Below are 14850 nucleotides of genomic sequence, written 5' to 3'. Positions count from 1 at the left end.
CGTCGGCAGAGGAGAATTCAAATGTATCGTCGTGACTTTATCCGCCTGGCAGCAGGCACTGCGGCCGTTCTTGCCGCTCCGACCGTGCTGCGCGCTCAAACGAAGCCCGTGATCAAGGTCGGCCTCGGGCCGCAACAGCCGACGCAGGCGGACACCCGCCGCGTCTGGGAGCCGGTCTACAAGGCTGTCACCGACAAGATGGGCGCCACGCTCGAATTGCAGGTGGCCAATGACTGGGCCGGCATCGCCACCGCCCTCGCCAACGAGCAGATCGACGTCGCCCAGATGGGTCCGTGGGGCTATGTGCTCGCCAAGATCAACGGCGGTGCGCGCATCATCAATACGATGCTGGTCAATGGTCAGCCGACCTACAAGGCGATCATCGTCGGCCGTCCGGGCCTGACGCTGGCGAAATTTCCGGACGACGCCAAGGGCCTGTCGATGCAGATGCTGGATGTCGGCTCGACCTCCGGCTGGCTGGTGCCGACGCATTTCCTCAAGAGCAAGGGCATCGACCCCAAGACCTTCTTCAGCAAATATGCCGAAGGCGCGTCCGCCGCGGCCGCGCAGATGGCGACCATCAACGGTCAGGTCGATCTCGCGACCGGCTGGGACACCCATCGCAACATCATGATCCGCAACGGCACCATCAAGGCCGACTCCAACACCGTGGTGTGGGAATCGGCGCCGCTGCCGAATGAAGTCGTCGCCGTACGCAAAGGCATGCCGGCCGATGTCGCCAAGCAGCTTCAGGCCGCTTTCGCCTCGATCACCGGCGAGGAAATCGCCAAACAGATGCCTTATCCCTACACGGGCTACGTTGTCGGCACCGACGAGCCGTACAAGATGCTCGAGCAGATGGGCTACGACCTCGGCGCGCTGAAGAAGCAGGTCTGAGCTTTTCCGTAGATCAGGAAAGTGCGCCGCGTCGCGGCGCACTTTCGCTATTTCGAGGCATTCATGCAGCAACAAGCCCCGGTGCGTCTGGACGACGGCAGTTATCGCGAGCCGCCCATCGTGTGGCTGTCTGCGAAGATCGCCGGCCGCGTGGTGCTCGCCATCGCCTTGATCGCCTTCTTCGTGCTTTGCGTCCGGTTGAGCGAAGTCGATCTCGGCAAACTCGCATCCGGTCTGCCGCGCCTTGCGGCCTGGGCTGCGCGGGGCTGGCCGCCGCAGCTCAATGAACTCGACGTCATGTCGCTGCGCGCGTTGGAGACGGTCGCTATTGCGACCGTGGCGACGACGGTCGCGACGATCCTCGCTTTTCCGCTCAGCGTCCTGATCTCGCGAAACGTCATGCCGTGGCCGTGGTTCGGCGTGCCGATGCGCTGGCTGATCAATGCCTTTCGCGGCATCGACACGGTGGTGTTCGCCATTCTGTTCGTCGCGGCCGTCGGCCTCGGCCCATTCGCCGGCGTGCTCGGCATGATCGTCCATTCCATCGGCGTCATCGCCAAGCTCTACAGCGAGGCCATCGAGACAGTGCCGCTCGCGCCGCTCGAAGCGGCGGCCATGACCGGCGCTGGCCGCACCAGTATCGTCACCTACGCGCTCTTGCCTTCGGCGCTGCCCAATCTCGCTTCGGTGTCGCTTTATGTCTGGGAAGCGAATGTGCGCACCTCGACGATCCTCGGCATCGTCGGCGCCGGCGGCATTGGCATTGAGATCAAGGCCGCCATCGACCTTCTCGACTTCCAGCGGTTGTTGACGCTGACCGCCATCGTGCTGGTGATGGTGACGATCATCGACCAGCTTAGCGCCTGGCTGCGGCGGAGGCTGGTATAATGAGCGTTTCCCCGCAGGTGCTTCGTATCGACGATCTTGCCAAATCCTTCGGCACCATGCGCGCGGTGGGCGGCGTGTCGCTGTCGGTTGGGCCGGGCGAATTCGTTGCGCTGCTCGGGCCGTCAGGCTCCGGCAAGTCCACCGTCTTCCGCTGCGTCAGCCGCCTGGTGCGACCGGACGCCGGCTGCGTCTATGTCGATGGCCAGCGCGTCGACACGCTCGAGGGCCGCCGTCTGCGCCGGCAACGCCGCGTCATGGGGCTTATCTTTCAGCAATTCAACCTGATCGGCCGGCTGTCCGCGATCGACAATGTGCTGGCCGGGCGCCTCGGCAGCATCGGCACTTTACGCGCCGTGCTGCGCGCCTTCAGCCGCGAGGATCGCCAGTTGGCCTTGGCGGCGCTCGATCGCGTCGGTCTTCTCGACAAGGCCTATCAACGCGCCGACAGCCTGTCCGGTGGCCAGCAGCAGCGCGTTGCCATTGCCCGCGTCGTCGCGCAGCAAAGCCGGATCATTCTGGCCGACGAGCCGGTCGCCAGCCTGGACCCCGCGGCGGCGGAGAATGTCCTCGGGCTGCTGCGTTCGATCGCCCATGAGCAGGGCATTGCCGTGCTGTGCAGCCTGCACCAGACCGACCTGGCCCGCCGCTTCGCCGATCGCGTGGTGGCGATGAAGAACGGCTGCGTTGTGCTCGATGCACCCGTGGCCGGTCTCGGCAAGGAAGAGTTGACGGCCATTTACGGCAATGGGAGCCCGTCGGCCGTTCCGGCCTTCGCACTCGCCGCAGCGCCCGTTGTGAAAGCCGCGATGATTCAGCACGCGTGATGCCGACCGGCGGTTGTTTTATTGCCTGAAAACCTGCGGCGGCAGCTGCTCGGAAAAGCGGTTGGCGCGGTCCAGATGCTTGCGCATCTGTTCGGCCGCCGCGGCGCCGTCGCCGGCGAGGATGGCCTTGGCCACCGCGCGATGTTCGGCGTTCGATTGCGCCAGAATGTCCACCGTCAAAGCGCCGCTCAATTGAAACATGATTAGCGGCAGTTGCATCTGCCGGCCGACCGAGGCCAGTTGTTCATTGCCGCTCGCATCGACAACGGCTTGATGGAACAGCTTGTTCTCGTCGAGATAGGCCAGCGGCATGTTGCGCGGCGAGTCGTTCCAGATCGGCGCGATCGCGGCTTCGAATTTTTCGCGCACGCCCGGGGATGAAATGTTGGCGGCGGCGAGTTGCGCCGCCAGCATTTCCAGCGCGGTGCGGATCTGGAACAGCTCGCGGGTTTCCTTGAGCGTCAGCCTTCGCACCACCGCGCCGCGGTTTGGCACGCTTTCGATCAGTCCCTCGGCGGACAGCCGGCGAAATGCTTCGCGCAACGGGCCGCGGCTGACGCCGAACGCACGCGTCAGGTCGGCCTCGATCAGCCGCTGACCGGCGGCATAGCGGCCATAGAGAATGCCTTCGCGCAGATTTTCGACCAGCCGCTCGACCGTGGTGCCGCGGCCTTTGCCGCTGGCGCTGTCGTCAGTCAGGTCTGGGTCGGGATGATCGAGCACCCGCCTTCAATACGGTGCTTCGCACCGGTTGACAACTCTCTGCCGGGCAGTATTGTCCTACAAAATAGTCAGGCAGGGAGTAGGCGCAATGGCAGCGGCGGCAACGCATCGCTTCGCCTTTTCGGGGCAAAGCGCGATCGTCACGGATTTTGTTTCGGGGCGCGCGCCATGCTGATCGGCAAAGCGGGGCCGGCGACGACCTCAATCTGCACGTCCGATGCCTCCAGCATTGAAGTGCGCGGCAAGGACCTGTGCCGCGACCTCATGGGCCGCCTGACATTCACCGAGTACTTTTTCCTGTTGGTCACGGGCCGCGAGCCCACGGAAAAGCAGCGGTTCTTTCTCGACCTCCTGTTGATCGCGATTGCGGAGCACGGCCTGACGCCCACCGCGCAGGCCTCGCGCATGACCTATGCCGCCGATCCGGCCTGCCTGCAGGCCGCGGTCGCCGCCGGCATTCTCGGCTGTGGGTCGGTTGTGCTGGGCACATCCGAACTGTGCGGGCGTGTCCTGATGGCGGCGCAAGAGCGCGTCAAAGCCGGCGCCAAACCTGCCGACGCCGTTCTTGCCATCGCCCAGGAAACGCGGGCCAGCGGCGGCAAGCTGCCGGGCTTCGGTCACCCGGTTCATCATCCGGTCGACCCGCGCTCCGAGCGCATTCTCGAACTCGCCGACCGTGAAGGCGCAGCCGGCGCTCACATTGCGCTGGCGCGGCTGTTCCCGGCCGCCGCTGCCGAAGTGTGGAAGCGGCCACTCCCGATGAACGTGTCGATGGCGATCGCGGCCGTGCTGCTCGATCTCGATTTCCCACCCGCCATCATCAAAGGCATTCCGCTGCTCGCGCGCACCGCGGGGCTGCTCGGTCACCTCGCCGAAGAGCAAGAAACTCCCATCGGCTTCCTCATGGCCCACCACGGCGAAGAAGCCATCAAATACGTGAAGAAATAACAGTCGCATGATTCTCGAACCGAACGTCGAAACGCTTCCCTGGCCCGAGCAGGTCCGCCTGGACGATGCGCTGTATCGCGAGCAGATCAAGTATCTGTTCGCCAATTCGCCTTTCTATCAGCAAAAGCTGCGCAAGGCCGGCTTCGAAACGCCGGCCGATGTCGGCGGTCTCGATGACATCGCCAAGCTGCCGACGACCGAGAAAGACGAGCTGCGCGCCACGCGCACCGACGACCAGCCGATCGGCACCCATCTGGCGGTGCCCATGGACAAGGTGGCGCGCATTTATTCGACCAGCGGCACCACCGGCGTGCCGAGCTACATCCCGCTGACCGCCGGCGACGTGAACAATTGGGTGACGACCTCCGCGCGCAGCTACACCGCGGCCGGCATTGGTCCGGGCACGCGCATCATCACGACCTATGGCGCCGGGCCCTTCGTTGCCGGCGCGGCGCTTGATGCCTTCGCCAAGCTCGGCATGTGTCATATCCCCGTCGGCAGCGGCAACACCGAGCGGCTGATGATGGCGGTGCGTCTGCTCAAGGCCGAAGCGATCGCGCTGACGCCGTCTTACGCGCTGCATCTCGCCGAATGGGCGCGCGACCGCAAGTTCGACCTCAGGGCCAGCAGCGTGAAGAACCTGCTGGTCGCGGGCGAGCCCGGCGGCGGCGAGCCGGCGATGCGGGCCCAGCTCGAAGATGCGTGGGGCGCGCAAGTGACCGAAGCCATGGGCATTGGCGATATCTCGCCGTCGCTCTGGGGCGAATGCCCGCACAAGCACGGCATGCATCTTGGCGGCCGCGGGTATGTGCACATCGAACTGATCGATCCCGATAACGGCGACGCGGTGCCGCTCACCAATGGCGCGCGCGGCGAACTGGTGCTGACGCATCTGCGCCAGCAGGCCGCACCGCTGCTGCGCTTCCGCACCCGCGATCATGTCGTGATCTGGACCGAGCCTTGCGCCTGCGGCCGCACCTCGCCGCGCGTGCGCTGCATCGGCCGCACCGACGACATGCTCATCGTGCGCGGCGTCAATGTGTTTCCGTCCGCCGTCCGCGAGGTCGTGCACCGTTTTCAGCCGGATGTCAGCGGCGTGATCTCGATCCGGCCAGGGGTGAAGGGCGTCAAGCAGAACCCGCCGCTCAAGGTGGTCGTCGAAATGGCGGAAAAGGTTGGCGGCGCGGACGGCCTCGCCAAACGCATCGAAAGCGACATCCGCGCCAAACTTGTGTTCTCGGCAGCCGTTGAACTTGTGCCTTTCGGCTCGCTGCCGCGAAGCGACTACAAGTCCAAAATCGTGGACTTTTCCGAAGCCGCGCCAAGCGGTGCATGACCATGACAATGAAAAAAGCCAGGGAGGTAAGCATGCGAATGAAATCGATACTGCTCGGGGCGGCCGTCGCCCTCGTGGCCGGCAACGCAGCCGTTGCCGCCGAGTACGAGCTCAAGATGTCTCTGATGTTCCCGCCGACTCATTTCATCCAGACGCGCGCGATGGAGCCCTGGGCGAAAATGATCGAGGAGAAGACCAACGGCCGGGTGAAGTTCACCATCTTCTCGGCCGGCTCGGCGCTTGGCGACGCGACCAAGCAGTTCGACCAGGTCCGCACCGGCGTGGTCGATGTCGCGGTCAGCATTCCGGCGATCCCGCGTGGCCGCCATCCGCGCACGACCTTGATGGAACTGCCATTCACCATCAAGACCGCCGCCGGCGGCACCAAGGCGCTGATGGAGCTCTACGACAAGTACCTCAAGGCGGACTATCCAGGCACCGTGATGCTCAACATGACCATCACCGAACCGAGCGCGGTGCATACGCGCGCGCCGATTACCGATCTCGATCAGCTCAAGGGCGTGCGCACCCGCGCGCCGACACCGAGCGTCACGGCGATGCTGACCGCCATTGGTGCAACGCCGGTCGGCATGCCGCCGACGCAGATCTATGAAAGCGCGGAACGCGGCGTCATCGACGGGAACGTCATGCCGTGGGGCCCGGTCGGCGCCTTCAAGGTCTACGAGATCTTCAAGAACCATCTCAACGCCCGCATCGACGCGGTCGCCATGTACACGCTGATGAACGAGAACCGCTACAATTCGCTGCCGCCGGATATCCGCAAGGTGATCGACGACAGCCGGCCCTTCCTGGTCGAAATCTGGACCAAGCTGTGGAAGGAAACCGACGACGCTGCGATGGAGACGGCGCGCAAGGCGGGCAACAAGATCGTCGACATGCCGGATGCGCGGCGCGACGAATGGCGCGCCAAGATGAAGCCGGTGGTCGATCAGTACATCGACGAGCAGGCCAAGACCGTCCCCAATTCGCGTGAGATCTACGACGCGATGGTCACGACGCTCAAGAAATACGAATAAGTTATGCGACTGCGCGCCGGGAGGGCCGTACCTTCCCGGCGCCGATCTTCAACAGCCCGGGGGCTGAGATGACTTTCGAATCAGCGAGCGAACGGGGTCTCCGCTTCGTCTCCTTTGCCGCGACCTTCATGTTCGTCATCGGCGTGCTGCTCACCATGGCCGATATCTTCCTGCGCAGCGTCTCGACCTTCACGGTCGCAGGCATGGTCGACATGATGCAGCTCTGCGTGCTGACCGGCGCCATGCTGGCCATCCCGCACGCGTTCTTGTCCGATCAGCATGTCGCCATCGATCTGTTCGTGGAACGGGCGCCGAATCGGGTGCAGCTCGCATTGCGCATCATCGCCGCGATGCTGGCGATCGCCTTTCTGTGCGGCGTGCTGTGGTTCTCCTATCAGCAGGCGCTCAACGAGGCGCATGACCGCAGCCAGACCATCGGCATTCCCATGTCCTGGTACTGGACGCCGTTCCTTGTCGGCATCGCGCTATCCGTATTCGCCAATATCGTGCTGATGGTGCAGCTGTGGCGCCACGGCCTGCCGGCAAAGGCTGTCGAGTAATGTCTCCTCCCATTATTGGCGCCATCGGCGTCCTCTCACTTCTAGTCCTCATCGGTCTGCGCGTTCCTGTCGCGATCGCCATGGGCATCGTCGGTATCGTCGGCGGCGTCGCCATCAACGGCTGGACGAGTCTCGGCTTCGTGCTCGGTTCGCAGCCTTTCGTCACAGTGGTCCCGTACTCGTTATCGGTGATTCCGCTGTTCGTGATGATGGGCGCCTTCGCCGCCCGTGCCGGATTGTCGGCATCGCTCTATCAGGCGCTGCACGCCTTGATCGGCCACTGGCGTGGCGGTCTGGCGTCGGCGACGGTCGGCGCCTGCGCGCTGTTCGGCGCGGTGTGCGGTTCGAGTCTGGCGACGGCCGCCACCATGGCCCGCGTGGCGATCCCCGAGATGCGGGCGCTGGGCTATGACGACCGTCTGTCGGCGGGCGTCGTCGCGGCCGGTGGCACGCTCGGCATCCTGATCCCGCCGAGCATCATCATGGTCATCTACGCGATCATGACCGAGCAATCGATCGGCCGCATGTTCCTCGCCGGCATGATTCCCGGCATCCTGGCCGCGGTTCTCTATGTCGTCGCGGTCTTTATCGTCGTCACGCTGCGGCCGGCGATGGCACCCCGCGCCCCGCGCTCCAATGCTGCAGCGAAGCGCGCGGCCTTCGGCCAGCTCGCGCCGGTCGCCCTTCTGTTTGGCGCTGTGATGGGCAGCATCTATCTGAACATCGCGTCGCCGACGGAAGCGGCTGCGGTCGGCGCCTTCGGCGCGATGGTGCTCGCCGCCGCAAGGGGCAAGCTGACGTGGGATGTGGTGCGCGAGTCGCTGGTCGAAACGGCGCAGACCACAGCCGTCATCTTCCTCATCCTTGTCGGCACCTCGGTGCTGCAGTTCTTCATCGAGACCTCGACGCTGCCGACATTGCTGCTGGAGCTGATCAACCGCTTCAATCTGCCACCCTTCGGCGTCATCCTGATCATCCTGGTGATCTACATCATCCTCGGCTGCTTCCTCGATAGCCTGTCGATGATGCTGATCACGCTGCCGATCTTCTTTCCGCTGATCATCAAGCTCGGCTACGACCCGATCTGGTTCGGCGTGCTGGTGACGTCCGTCGTCGAAATCGGCCTGATCACGCCGCCGGTCGGTATGAACCTCTTCATCATCGCCTCGGTCACCGAGAAGCTGAAATTCGAGGTCGCGGCGCGCGGTGTGCTCCCGTTCCTCGCCGCGGACTGCGTCCGGCTTCTGCTGCTTGCCAGCATTCCCAGCCTGTCGCTGTTCCTGCCACAGCTTCTGATGAAGTGAGGCCGGGGCCTCTTTAAATCCCGCGCGCCTGTCGCTACATGGACTTGGCGTCATGCCCGCGCGGGAGACTTGCCTTGGGACCGTTTTCGCTGCTGTTCAATCTGCTCTGGATCGTGTTCGGCGGCTTCTGGATGGCCGTCGGCTGGGCGATTGCCGCCGTGATTATGGCGATCACCATCATTGGCCTGCCATGGGCCAGGGCGGCTTTCACCATCGCCGCCTACACGCTGCTGCCGTTCGGACAGCGCGCGGTGCCGCGCGATGAATATTTCGGCCGGGACGACATCGGCACCGGGACCCTCGGCTTTCTTGGCAACATCATCTGGTTCGTGCTGGCCGGCTGGTGGCTGGCTCTCGGACATCTGCTGACGGCGCTTCTGCTTGCTGTCACCATCATCGGAATCCCCTTTGCCTGGGCTCACCTGAAACTGGCGGGCCTGGCCTTGTGGCCGATCGGCAAGGTCATCGTTCCGGCGTGACTTGGATTGCGGCCGTTTCCCGCCTAGATAAGGCGGCTAATGACGACACGATTGCGATAGCAAAGCGATGAGCAAGAAATCCGAAGACCGCGTCGCCCGTTTCAACACGCTGGTGAAGGAACGCGACGAGCTTGAGGCCGCGATCGATGGCCTCATCGCCGACATGGCCGAGCAGCCCGAGGCGGCGCGTCGTGTCGGCGCGTGGGCGGCCGACGGCGCTTCGACCCAGCGCTACCTCACGCTGACCGAGCGGCTGAGCGAAGTTGAAGGCGATCTCGTCGACCTCACGCGCGCGATGGCAGCGGCTGCCGACGAAGGCCGTCCCAACTAGCCGCGGCGATTAGCCAAGGATCCGCTGCGCCAGTTCCTTGCGGAAGGCGCGTTCGCGCTTGAGATGCCACTCCCGGCTCATGGCTTCCGTCTTGGTGGCGAAACATTCCGAATGCAGTAATTGCCAGGTGCGGCCGCGGGTCGAGCGCGCGCCCTTGCCGGTGTTGTGCTGGGCGAGCCGTCGTTCGATGTCATGCGTCCAGCCGACATAAGTCAGCGCGCGGCCGCCGCTGCGACACCCGAGGACGTAGACGAAGCAATCCATGAATAGCAATCTCGCAGCCCGGGCCCGGCGTTCAAGCCGGGCGCGCGAGGAGTCCACAAGGCGAGAGATCGATCAGCGAACGCCGCCGGACCAGCGCTGATCGAATGACCCCACGGGCATGACCGGCTGAGCGCCGGTCAGTACGCCGCCGCTGTTTGCCGGTTGCGCCGAGAAGGCGGTGCGGAGCTGGGGCGCCGGTTCGGCCGCTGCAGCGCTGGGCTCTGCCTGAGCCACACGCGGCGAGGCGGCTGCCGGTGCAGCGGCGACGGCCTTCGGCTTCGCCGGCGGGCTAACGGGAGCGACATTGGCGGTGCGGGTCAACGGCCGAGCCGTTGTGCGGGCCGCAGGTGCGGCATTGCTCGGGGCCGGCGGCGGGACCTGAACCTGCGCCGACGTATCGGCGGTACCGGAATTGCCAAACAGATTTCCGATCAGGCCACCGATCGAGGCGGATTGCACCGGCGCTTCGCCGGCCTTTGGCAGGGGCGCCGGCTGCGGCACCGGTACGCTGGCAAGCTGAACTTGCGCGGGTTCAGGCTGGGTCTGCGGCGCGCGAGGCACGGACACGATGGTCGCAGGGGCCGGCTTATCGTCGCCGCGGGGCAGCGAGCCCGGCGCAGCGGCGACCTGGATCGGGCGGCCCTTGCTGTCGTAGCCATCCTGCGCGCCCAGCTTCTCGGCGAACACGGGGTTCATGCCGCCATCAATGCCATGACGCGGCGTTGCCGTGGCGACGCCCTGCGCAATGTACTGCGCCATCTGGACCTGTTCCTTGCGGCGGTGATCAAGCACGGCGTCGGCGATGTTCTGGTCGAGCTGATAGACCGGGCATTTGCCGGCGGCGTTGAACTTGAGCGGCTTGTCGTCCGTCGCGGCGGGATCGAAGACGTATTTCTTCTCGCAGACCGCGACCTTGGGCTCCTGCTTGCTTGCTTCGAAATTGTCGTAGCCTTCCTTGAGCATCTTCCAGAACGCAAAGTGCGGGCTGTTGCGATGCTTGGCCATGTTCAGCGCCGTCATGCGGAACGGGAAGGCCTGCAGCTGAAACGCCTTCTGGCCGCCGAAGAACGACTCGCGGGCCAGCGCGTAGATTTCCTGGATCTGCTCATCGGTCATCGCGTAGCAGCCGCGCGACGAGCAATCGCCATGCACCATCAACTCCGAGCCCGTGTAACCGTGCGACCGGTCATAGGCGTTCGGGAAGCCGGTGTTGAAGGCGAGGTAGTAGCTGGAGTTCGGGTTCATCTGACCCGGCGTGATCGTATAGAAGCCTTCCGGCGCCTGGCGGTCGCCTTCCTTCTTCTTCGGGCCGAGATCGCCTGACCAGCGGCAAACCGGATAGCTCTTGAGCAGCGCGTATTCGCCGTCGCGGGTCTGCTTCCAGACCTCGAGTTCGGATTCTTCCTTGAAGATGCGGACGAGGATCGGCGATTCCTTGTCCATGTTCTTGGCGGTGATTTCGGACAGCATCTTTTCCGACAGCGGCGCCTGGGCGCGGCCATTCGGCACCATATCGGCATTGCAACCGGCAAGCGCGATCGCCGCCACAACTGCAGCGGACGCCAACACGGCGCGGACGGTGCGTGCTCTCAAAACGCGATACTCCCCGGGAGGAAGAGCCCCTGTGACGCTATCGTTATCCATAAGATATGGCATCCGCAAGGCAATCCCCTGCGGCAGCGCTCCCGGCTAACCCTATGGTAAATCTTGCCTAAAACGGGGCAAACCGGGTCTGCGACCGCGGGCTGCGGGGGTGAGGCGGCCCGTTAACCCTTTAGCCGGCGGTTTTGGCCGGCAGGCGGCCGATGGCCAGGAATTTGTCGCGGCGGGCCTTGCGAACAGCGTCGCGGCCGAGCCCCTTGAGGTCGGCAAAGGCGGCCGCAATGGCGTCGCCCGCGCTGGCGATGGTCTCGCCCGGGTCCCGGTGGGCACCGCCGGTCGGCTCGGTGATGATCTGATCGATGACGCCGAAGCGAATCATATCCTGGGCGGTGATCTTCATGTTGGTGGCGGCGTCCTGCGCCTTGGTGGAATCGCGCCACAGGATCGAGGCGGCGCCTTCCGGCGAGATGACACTGTAGATGGCGTGCTCGAGCATCAGCACTTTGTTGGCGGTGGCCAGCGCGATGGCGCCGCCCGAGCCGCCTTCGCCGAGAATGACCGCAACATTCGGCACGCCAAGACCGAGACACACATCGGTTGAGCGCGCGATCGCTTCGGCCTGGCCGCGCTCTTCCGCGCCGATGCCGGGATAGGCGCCGGCCGTATCGACCAGCGACAACACAGGAATGCCGAAGCGGTCGGCCATTTCCATCAGCCGCACGGCCTTGCGGTAGCCTTCGGGACGCGCCATGCCGAAGTTGTGCTTGAGGCGACTTTCGGTGTCGCTGCCCTTCTCGTGGCCGAGAATGCAAATGCTGTCGCCGCGGAAGCGGCCGAAGCCGGCAATGATCGCGGCGTCATCGCCGAATTTGCGGTCGCCGGCGAGCGGCACAAAGTCGGTGATGAGGCCTCTGACATAGTCGAGGCAATGCGGCCGCTGCGGGTGGCGCGCAACCTGCGTCTTCTGCCACGGCGTCAGCTCGCCATAGAGCTCTTTGAGCGCTTGCGCGGCTTTGCTCTCAAGGCGGCCGATCTCCTCCGTCACCGAGACGGCGTTGTCGGTGGCCGCCATGGCGCGCAATTCCTCGACCTTGGCCTCCAGTTCGGCCACCGGTTTTTCGAAGTCGAGATAACTACGCATGAGGCTCGGGCAATTGCTAAAAATCGGGAATACCGGTGGGCCGGTCGCCGGGGCCAACTGACCCATAGTGGGGCGTTAGTCAAGCGACAGGGATAATGCCCTCTGAATCCTTAATGTTTCGCCGCGAATACCATGGGTCCGGATCACCGGGCCTTAACCCAGATCGCCCAATCCCCGACTTTCTGCGGTTGCTTTACCACGGCTTTAACGGCGTTCCGCGCACGGTCCCGGCACAGGGACGCGGGGAGCGTGATGTCGGTCGTCGATACTCGTCAGAATGTGCAGGGCTGGATCGCCGGTGCGCGTGCGGCCGTGGCGCGTGAGCGCGGCACGTACGGTGATCTGGCGCGCGGCGAGCAAGCCATTTCCGAAGTCGTCGATGTTCTGGCCGTGCCGCAAGCCGCATGGGCCGGGCTTGCCGCCCGCGCAATCGAATCCAATGCTTTCTATCATCCGGCCTGGGCACGCGCTGTGGCGCGCCATGTCAAAGGCCAGATCGGCATGCGCGCGCTGCTGGCCTGGGACAGTCCGGCCAAGCGTCGCCTGATCGGGGTGATGCTGGTAGCGCCGGCCTGGAATTGCCTGCGCTTGCCCATTCCCGTTTTCGTCGGCTGGTACGCTTATGCGCCGCTGACGACTCCGCTCCTCGATCGCGACCAGCCGGATGTCGCCGCACGAACGCTAGTCGCGGCCGCGCGCAAGGCCGGCTCCCATGCCGTGCTGCTGCCGGCGATGGCGCAGGACGGCCCGGTGGCGGCGGCCCTGCGCCGTGCGGTCGAACCATTCGTTGTCGCACCGCGCGTCTTCAACGCGCATGAGCGCGCCCGTCTCGACGCCACGCAAAGCGATGACGATGCAGTTGCCGCGCTCGGCGCGAAGAAGCTCAAGGAGTTGCGCCGCCAGCGCAATCGTCTGGCCGATCTCGGCGACGTGGCCTTCCGCATAGCGGCGCCCGGCGCGGAAGCCGAGGCCGCGCTGGAGCAATTTCTGGTGCTTGAGGCCGCCGGCTGGAAAGGCGCGGCCGGCACCGCACTGGCCGCGAAGGAAGGCGACATCGCTTTCATGAAAGAAGCTTTGCCGGCGATGGTGCGCGACGGCGCCGCGCAGATCGTGACGCTGGTGGCCGGCGACAAGGTGGTCGCCGCGGGTGTGCTGCTGCGCAACGCGCGGCGCGCCTACTTCTTCAAGATCGCCTATGACGAGACCTTCGCCAAGATGTCGCCCGGCGTGCAGCTCACGCTCGATATCACGCGCGCCATGTGCGTCGACGAAGCAGTCGACAGCGTCGATTCAACCGCCGTCGCCAATCATCCGATGATCGACCACATCTGGCGCGACCGCCAGCCGATCGCCGATTTGCTGCTGCCGGTCGGCGGCAACGCCTTCGCGTTCAAGGTTCTTGCCGGCGCCATCGATGCGCGCCGCGTGCTGCGGGCCGCCGCTCGCTCGCTCTATCACCGTCTTCGTAAGCTGAAAGGATGAACCCGATGAGTGCCGTCGCCGCCATCGAACCGGTCGACCAGTCCGCCTTCGCCGCCAACTTCCCGATGCAGCCGTTCTCGCTGCGTCACCATCTTGCCGGCAATCCGCTGTTCACGCTGCCGAACATCATCGATCTGGTGCGCCATCTGCCGGCCGACTCCATCGAGTACAATTCCGGCGATGCCGCCATCGGCCAGGACGCCAGCCAGACCAAGTTCATCGATCTCGATCCGGAACAGGTGGTGCGCAGCATCGAGACCGCCGGCGCCTGGATGGTGCTCAAGCGCGTCGAGCAGCATCCGGCCTATCGTGCGGTGATCGAGGATTGCCTCAATGCGCTCGCCCGCGCGCATGGTCACGCCGATCTTGAAGAGGCCGGCTTCGAGGATCTCCGCGGCTTCATGTTCGTGTCGTCGCCGAATGCCACGACGCCGTTCCATGTCGATGCCGAGGACAACATCTTTGTTCACATCCATGGCGAAAAATTCTTCACCATCTGCGACAACCGCGACGGTTCGGTGGTCAGCGACGATGCCATCGAGCATTCGCTCACCAAGCACCGCAACGTCACTTACAGCGCCGATTTCGAGCAGAAGTCGAAATGCTATTCGCTGAATGCCGGGGACGGCGTGTTCGTGCCGTATCTGTGGCCGCACTGGGTGCGCACCGGGTCGCAATATTCGATCTCGATGGCGGTGACCTGGAAGACCAAGGCGGTAATGCGCAAGAACGACATCTTCGTCGTCAACTCGCTGCTGCGCCGTTTCGGTTTCCCGCAGGCCGCGCCCGGCCGCAATCCGGCGCTCGACACTGTGAAGCTGGCGCTCTTCCGCTCGGTCAAGGCGGTGGTCGATCCGCTGCGCAAGAGCCTCGCCATGCGTGCGCTGATCCGCAAGCTCGTGCTCGGCCGCGACGCCAATTACTACATGAAGGCCAAGCAAGCCGCGTAAGCGGCTTCACGAGACAAGCAAGCCGTGCAAGCGGACGAGCCAGCAATCCCTGCGCAGACATCGGATCTCTGCGATGACCTTCAC

Annotated in this window: 16 protein-coding genes; 12 read left to right on the top strand and 4 right to left on the bottom strand. The window is 64.7% G+C overall.

Annotated elements, in window-relative coordinates:
• Positions 1 to 21: 21 nt before the first annotated feature.
• From DXH78_RS03980 to phnC, 3 genes are all read left to right on the top strand, one after another.
• On the top strand, positions 22 to 897 hold the full coding sequence (locus DXH78_RS03980; protein ID WP_115515841.1) for a phosphate/phosphite/phosphonate ABC transporter substrate-binding protein: 876 nt from the start codon (positions 22 to 24) through the stop codon (positions 895 to 897).
• 63 nt (positions 898 to 960) lie between these two features.
• Entirely contained in the window at positions 961 to 1785 is an 825-nt protein-coding gene (phnE, locus tag DXH78_RS03975; protein ID WP_147292566.1) for a phosphonate ABC transporter, permease protein PhnE, read from the top strand.
• The gene (phnC, locus tag DXH78_RS03970) at positions 1785 to 2609 is read left to right on the top strand and encodes a phosphonate ABC transporter ATP-binding protein (protein ID WP_115515839.1); all 825 of its coding nucleotides are present in this window, start codon (positions 1785 to 1787) and stop codon (positions 2607 to 2609) included. Before phnE ends, phnC begins: the two co-directional genes overlap by 1 nt.
• A gap of 18 nt (positions 2610 to 2627) precedes the next feature.
• On the opposite strand, the gene DXH78_RS03965 is transcribed toward phnC, so the two are convergent.
• Positions 2628 to 3332, bottom strand: a complete 705-nt coding sequence (locus DXH78_RS03965; RefSeq protein WP_210209505.1) for a GntR family transcriptional regulator — start codon at positions 3330 to 3332, stop codon at positions 2628 to 2630.
• Between DXH78_RS03965 and DXH78_RS03960 the strand changes: the two genes are divergently transcribed.
• The 7 genes from DXH78_RS03960 to DXH78_RS03930 all read left to right on the top strand — a co-directional run bounded on the left by DXH78_RS03960 (position 3321) and on the right by DXH78_RS03930 (position 9327).
• Positions 3321 to 4280, top strand: a complete 960-nt coding sequence (locus DXH78_RS03960; RefSeq protein ID WP_347337756.1) for a citryl-CoA lyase — start codon at positions 3321 to 3323, stop codon at positions 4278 to 4280. The genes DXH78_RS03965 and DXH78_RS03960 overlap by 12 nt on opposite strands.
• A 7-nt stretch (positions 4281 to 4287) precedes the next feature.
• On the top strand, positions 4288 to 5616 hold the full coding sequence (locus tag DXH78_RS03955; protein WP_115515837.1) for a phenylacetate--CoA ligase family protein: 1329 nt from the start codon (positions 4288 to 4290) through the stop codon (positions 5614 to 5616).
• 32 nt (positions 5617 to 5648) lie between these two features.
• Positions 5649 to 6653, top strand: coding sequence for a TRAP transporter substrate-binding protein (locus DXH78_RS03950; RefSeq protein ID WP_168192697.1), 1005 nt, complete (start codon positions 5649 to 5651; stop codon positions 6651 to 6653).
• Positions 6654 to 6721: 68 nt separating this feature from the next.
• Positions 6722 to 7213: a TRAP transporter small permease gene (locus tag DXH78_RS03945; protein WP_115515835.1), complete on the top strand. Its 492-nt coding sequence runs from the start codon at positions 6722 to 6724 to the stop codon at positions 7211 to 7213.
• Positions 7213 to 8517, top strand: coding sequence for a TRAP transporter large permease (locus DXH78_RS03940; protein WP_115515834.1), 1305 nt, complete (start codon positions 7213 to 7215; stop codon positions 8515 to 8517). Before DXH78_RS03945 ends, DXH78_RS03940 begins: the two co-directional genes overlap by 1 nt.
• Positions 8518 to 8591: 74 nt before the next feature.
• Complete coding sequence (locus DXH78_RS03935) at positions 8592 to 8996, top strand: YccF domain-containing protein (RefSeq protein WP_115515833.1); 405 nt, start codon at positions 8592 to 8594, stop codon at positions 8994 to 8996.
• Positions 8997 to 9063: 67 nt separating this feature from the next.
• Positions 9064 to 9327 carry a hypothetical protein gene (locus tag DXH78_RS03930; RefSeq protein WP_115515832.1) on the top strand — a complete coding sequence of 88 codons (264 nt, stop codon included), beginning with the start codon at positions 9064 to 9066 and terminating at the stop codon, positions 9325 to 9327.
• 9 nt (positions 9328 to 9336) lie between these two features.
• Here the strand turns inward: DXH78_RS03930 and DXH78_RS03925 are convergent, their stop codons facing one another.
• The 3 genes from DXH78_RS03925 to DXH78_RS03915 form a co-directional block, all read right to left on the bottom strand.
• Positions 9337 to 9591 (bottom strand): GIY-YIG nuclease family protein, encoded by a 255-nt coding sequence (locus tag DXH78_RS03925; protein WP_115515831.1) that lies wholly within the window; start codon positions 9589 to 9591, stop codon positions 9337 to 9339.
• Between the two features lie 72 nt (positions 9592 to 9663).
• Positions 9664 to 11184 carry a L,D-transpeptidase family protein gene (locus DXH78_RS03920; RefSeq protein WP_245416725.1) on the bottom strand — a complete coding sequence of 507 codons (1521 nt, stop codon included), beginning with the start codon at positions 11182 to 11184 and terminating at the stop codon, positions 9664 to 9666.
• Positions 11185 to 11365: 181 nt separating this feature from the next.
• Positions 11366 to 12334, bottom strand: a complete 969-nt coding sequence (locus DXH78_RS03915; protein ID WP_115515829.1) for an acetyl-CoA carboxylase carboxyltransferase subunit alpha — start codon at positions 12332 to 12334, stop codon at positions 11366 to 11368.
• A gap of 252 nt (positions 12335 to 12586) precedes the next feature.
• Here DXH78_RS03915 and DXH78_RS03910 point away from each other — a divergent pair, with 252 nt between their 5' ends.
• Complete coding sequence (locus DXH78_RS03910; protein WP_168192696.1) at positions 12587 to 13816, top strand: GNAT family N-acetyltransferase; 1230 nt, start codon at positions 12587 to 12589, stop codon at positions 13814 to 13816.
• The gene (locus DXH78_RS03905) at positions 13813 to 14766 is read left to right on the top strand and encodes a cupin-like domain-containing protein (RefSeq protein WP_115515827.1); all 954 of its coding nucleotides are present in this window, start codon (positions 13813 to 13815) and stop codon (positions 14764 to 14766) included. Before DXH78_RS03910 ends, DXH78_RS03905 begins: the two co-directional genes overlap by 4 nt.
• Positions 14767 to 14850: the final 84 nt, after the last annotated feature.

The sequence above is a fragment of the Undibacter mobilis genome (assembly GCF_003367195.1).
GTDB classification, from domain to species: Bacteria; Pseudomonadota; Alphaproteobacteria; order Rhizobiales; family Xanthobacteraceae; genus Pseudolabrys; species Pseudolabrys mobilis.
This window is presented reverse-complemented; position numbering and strand designations above follow the sequence as displayed.

Excerpts from the sequence above, each read along its gene's own strand:
- DXH78_RS03980 (WP_115515841.1), top strand. The coding sequence starts at position 22 with ATGTATCGTCGTGACTTTATCCGCCTGGCAGCAGGCACTGCGGCCGTT.
- phnE (WP_147292566.1), top strand. The coding sequence starts at position 961 with ATGCAGCAACAAGCCCCGGTGCGTCTGGACGACGGCAGTTATCGCGAG.
- phnC (WP_115515839.1), top strand. The coding sequence starts at position 1,785 with ATGAGCGTTTCCCCGCAGGTGCTTCGTATCGACGATCTTGCCAAATCC.
- DXH78_RS03960 (WP_347337756.1), top strand. The coding sequence starts at position 3,321 with ATGATCGAGCACCCGCCTTCAATACGGTGCTTCGCACCGGTTGACAAC.
- DXH78_RS03955 (WP_115515837.1), top strand. The coding sequence starts at position 4,288 with ATGATTCTCGAACCGAACGTCGAAACGCTTCCCTGGCCCGAGCAGGTC.
- DXH78_RS03950 (WP_168192697.1), top strand. The coding sequence starts at position 5,649 with ATGCGAATGAAATCGATACTGCTCGGGGCGGCCGTCGCCCTCGTGGCC.
- DXH78_RS03945 (WP_115515835.1), top strand. The coding sequence starts at position 6,722 with ATGACTTTCGAATCAGCGAGCGAACGGGGTCTCCGCTTCGTCTCCTTT.
- DXH78_RS03940 (WP_115515834.1), top strand. The coding sequence starts at position 7,213 with ATGTCTCCTCCCATTATTGGCGCCATCGGCGTCCTCTCACTTCTAGTC.
- DXH78_RS03930 (WP_115515832.1), top strand. The coding sequence starts at position 9,064 with ATGAGCAAGAAATCCGAAGACCGCGTCGCCCGTTTCAACACGCTGGTG.
- DXH78_RS03925 (WP_115515831.1), bottom strand. The coding sequence starts at position 9,591 with ATGGATTGCTTCGTCTACGTCCTCGGGTGTCGCAGCGGCGGCCGCGCG.
- DXH78_RS03915 (WP_115515829.1), bottom strand. The coding sequence starts at position 12,334 with ATGCGTAGTTATCTCGACTTCGAAAAACCGGTGGCCGAACTGGAGGCC.
- DXH78_RS03910 (WP_168192696.1), top strand. The coding sequence starts at position 12,587 with ATGTCGGTCGTCGATACTCGTCAGAATGTGCAGGGCTGGATCGCCGGT.
- DXH78_RS03905 (WP_115515827.1), top strand. The coding sequence starts at position 13,813 with ATGAACCCGATGAGTGCCGTCGCCGCCATCGAACCGGTCGACCAGTCC.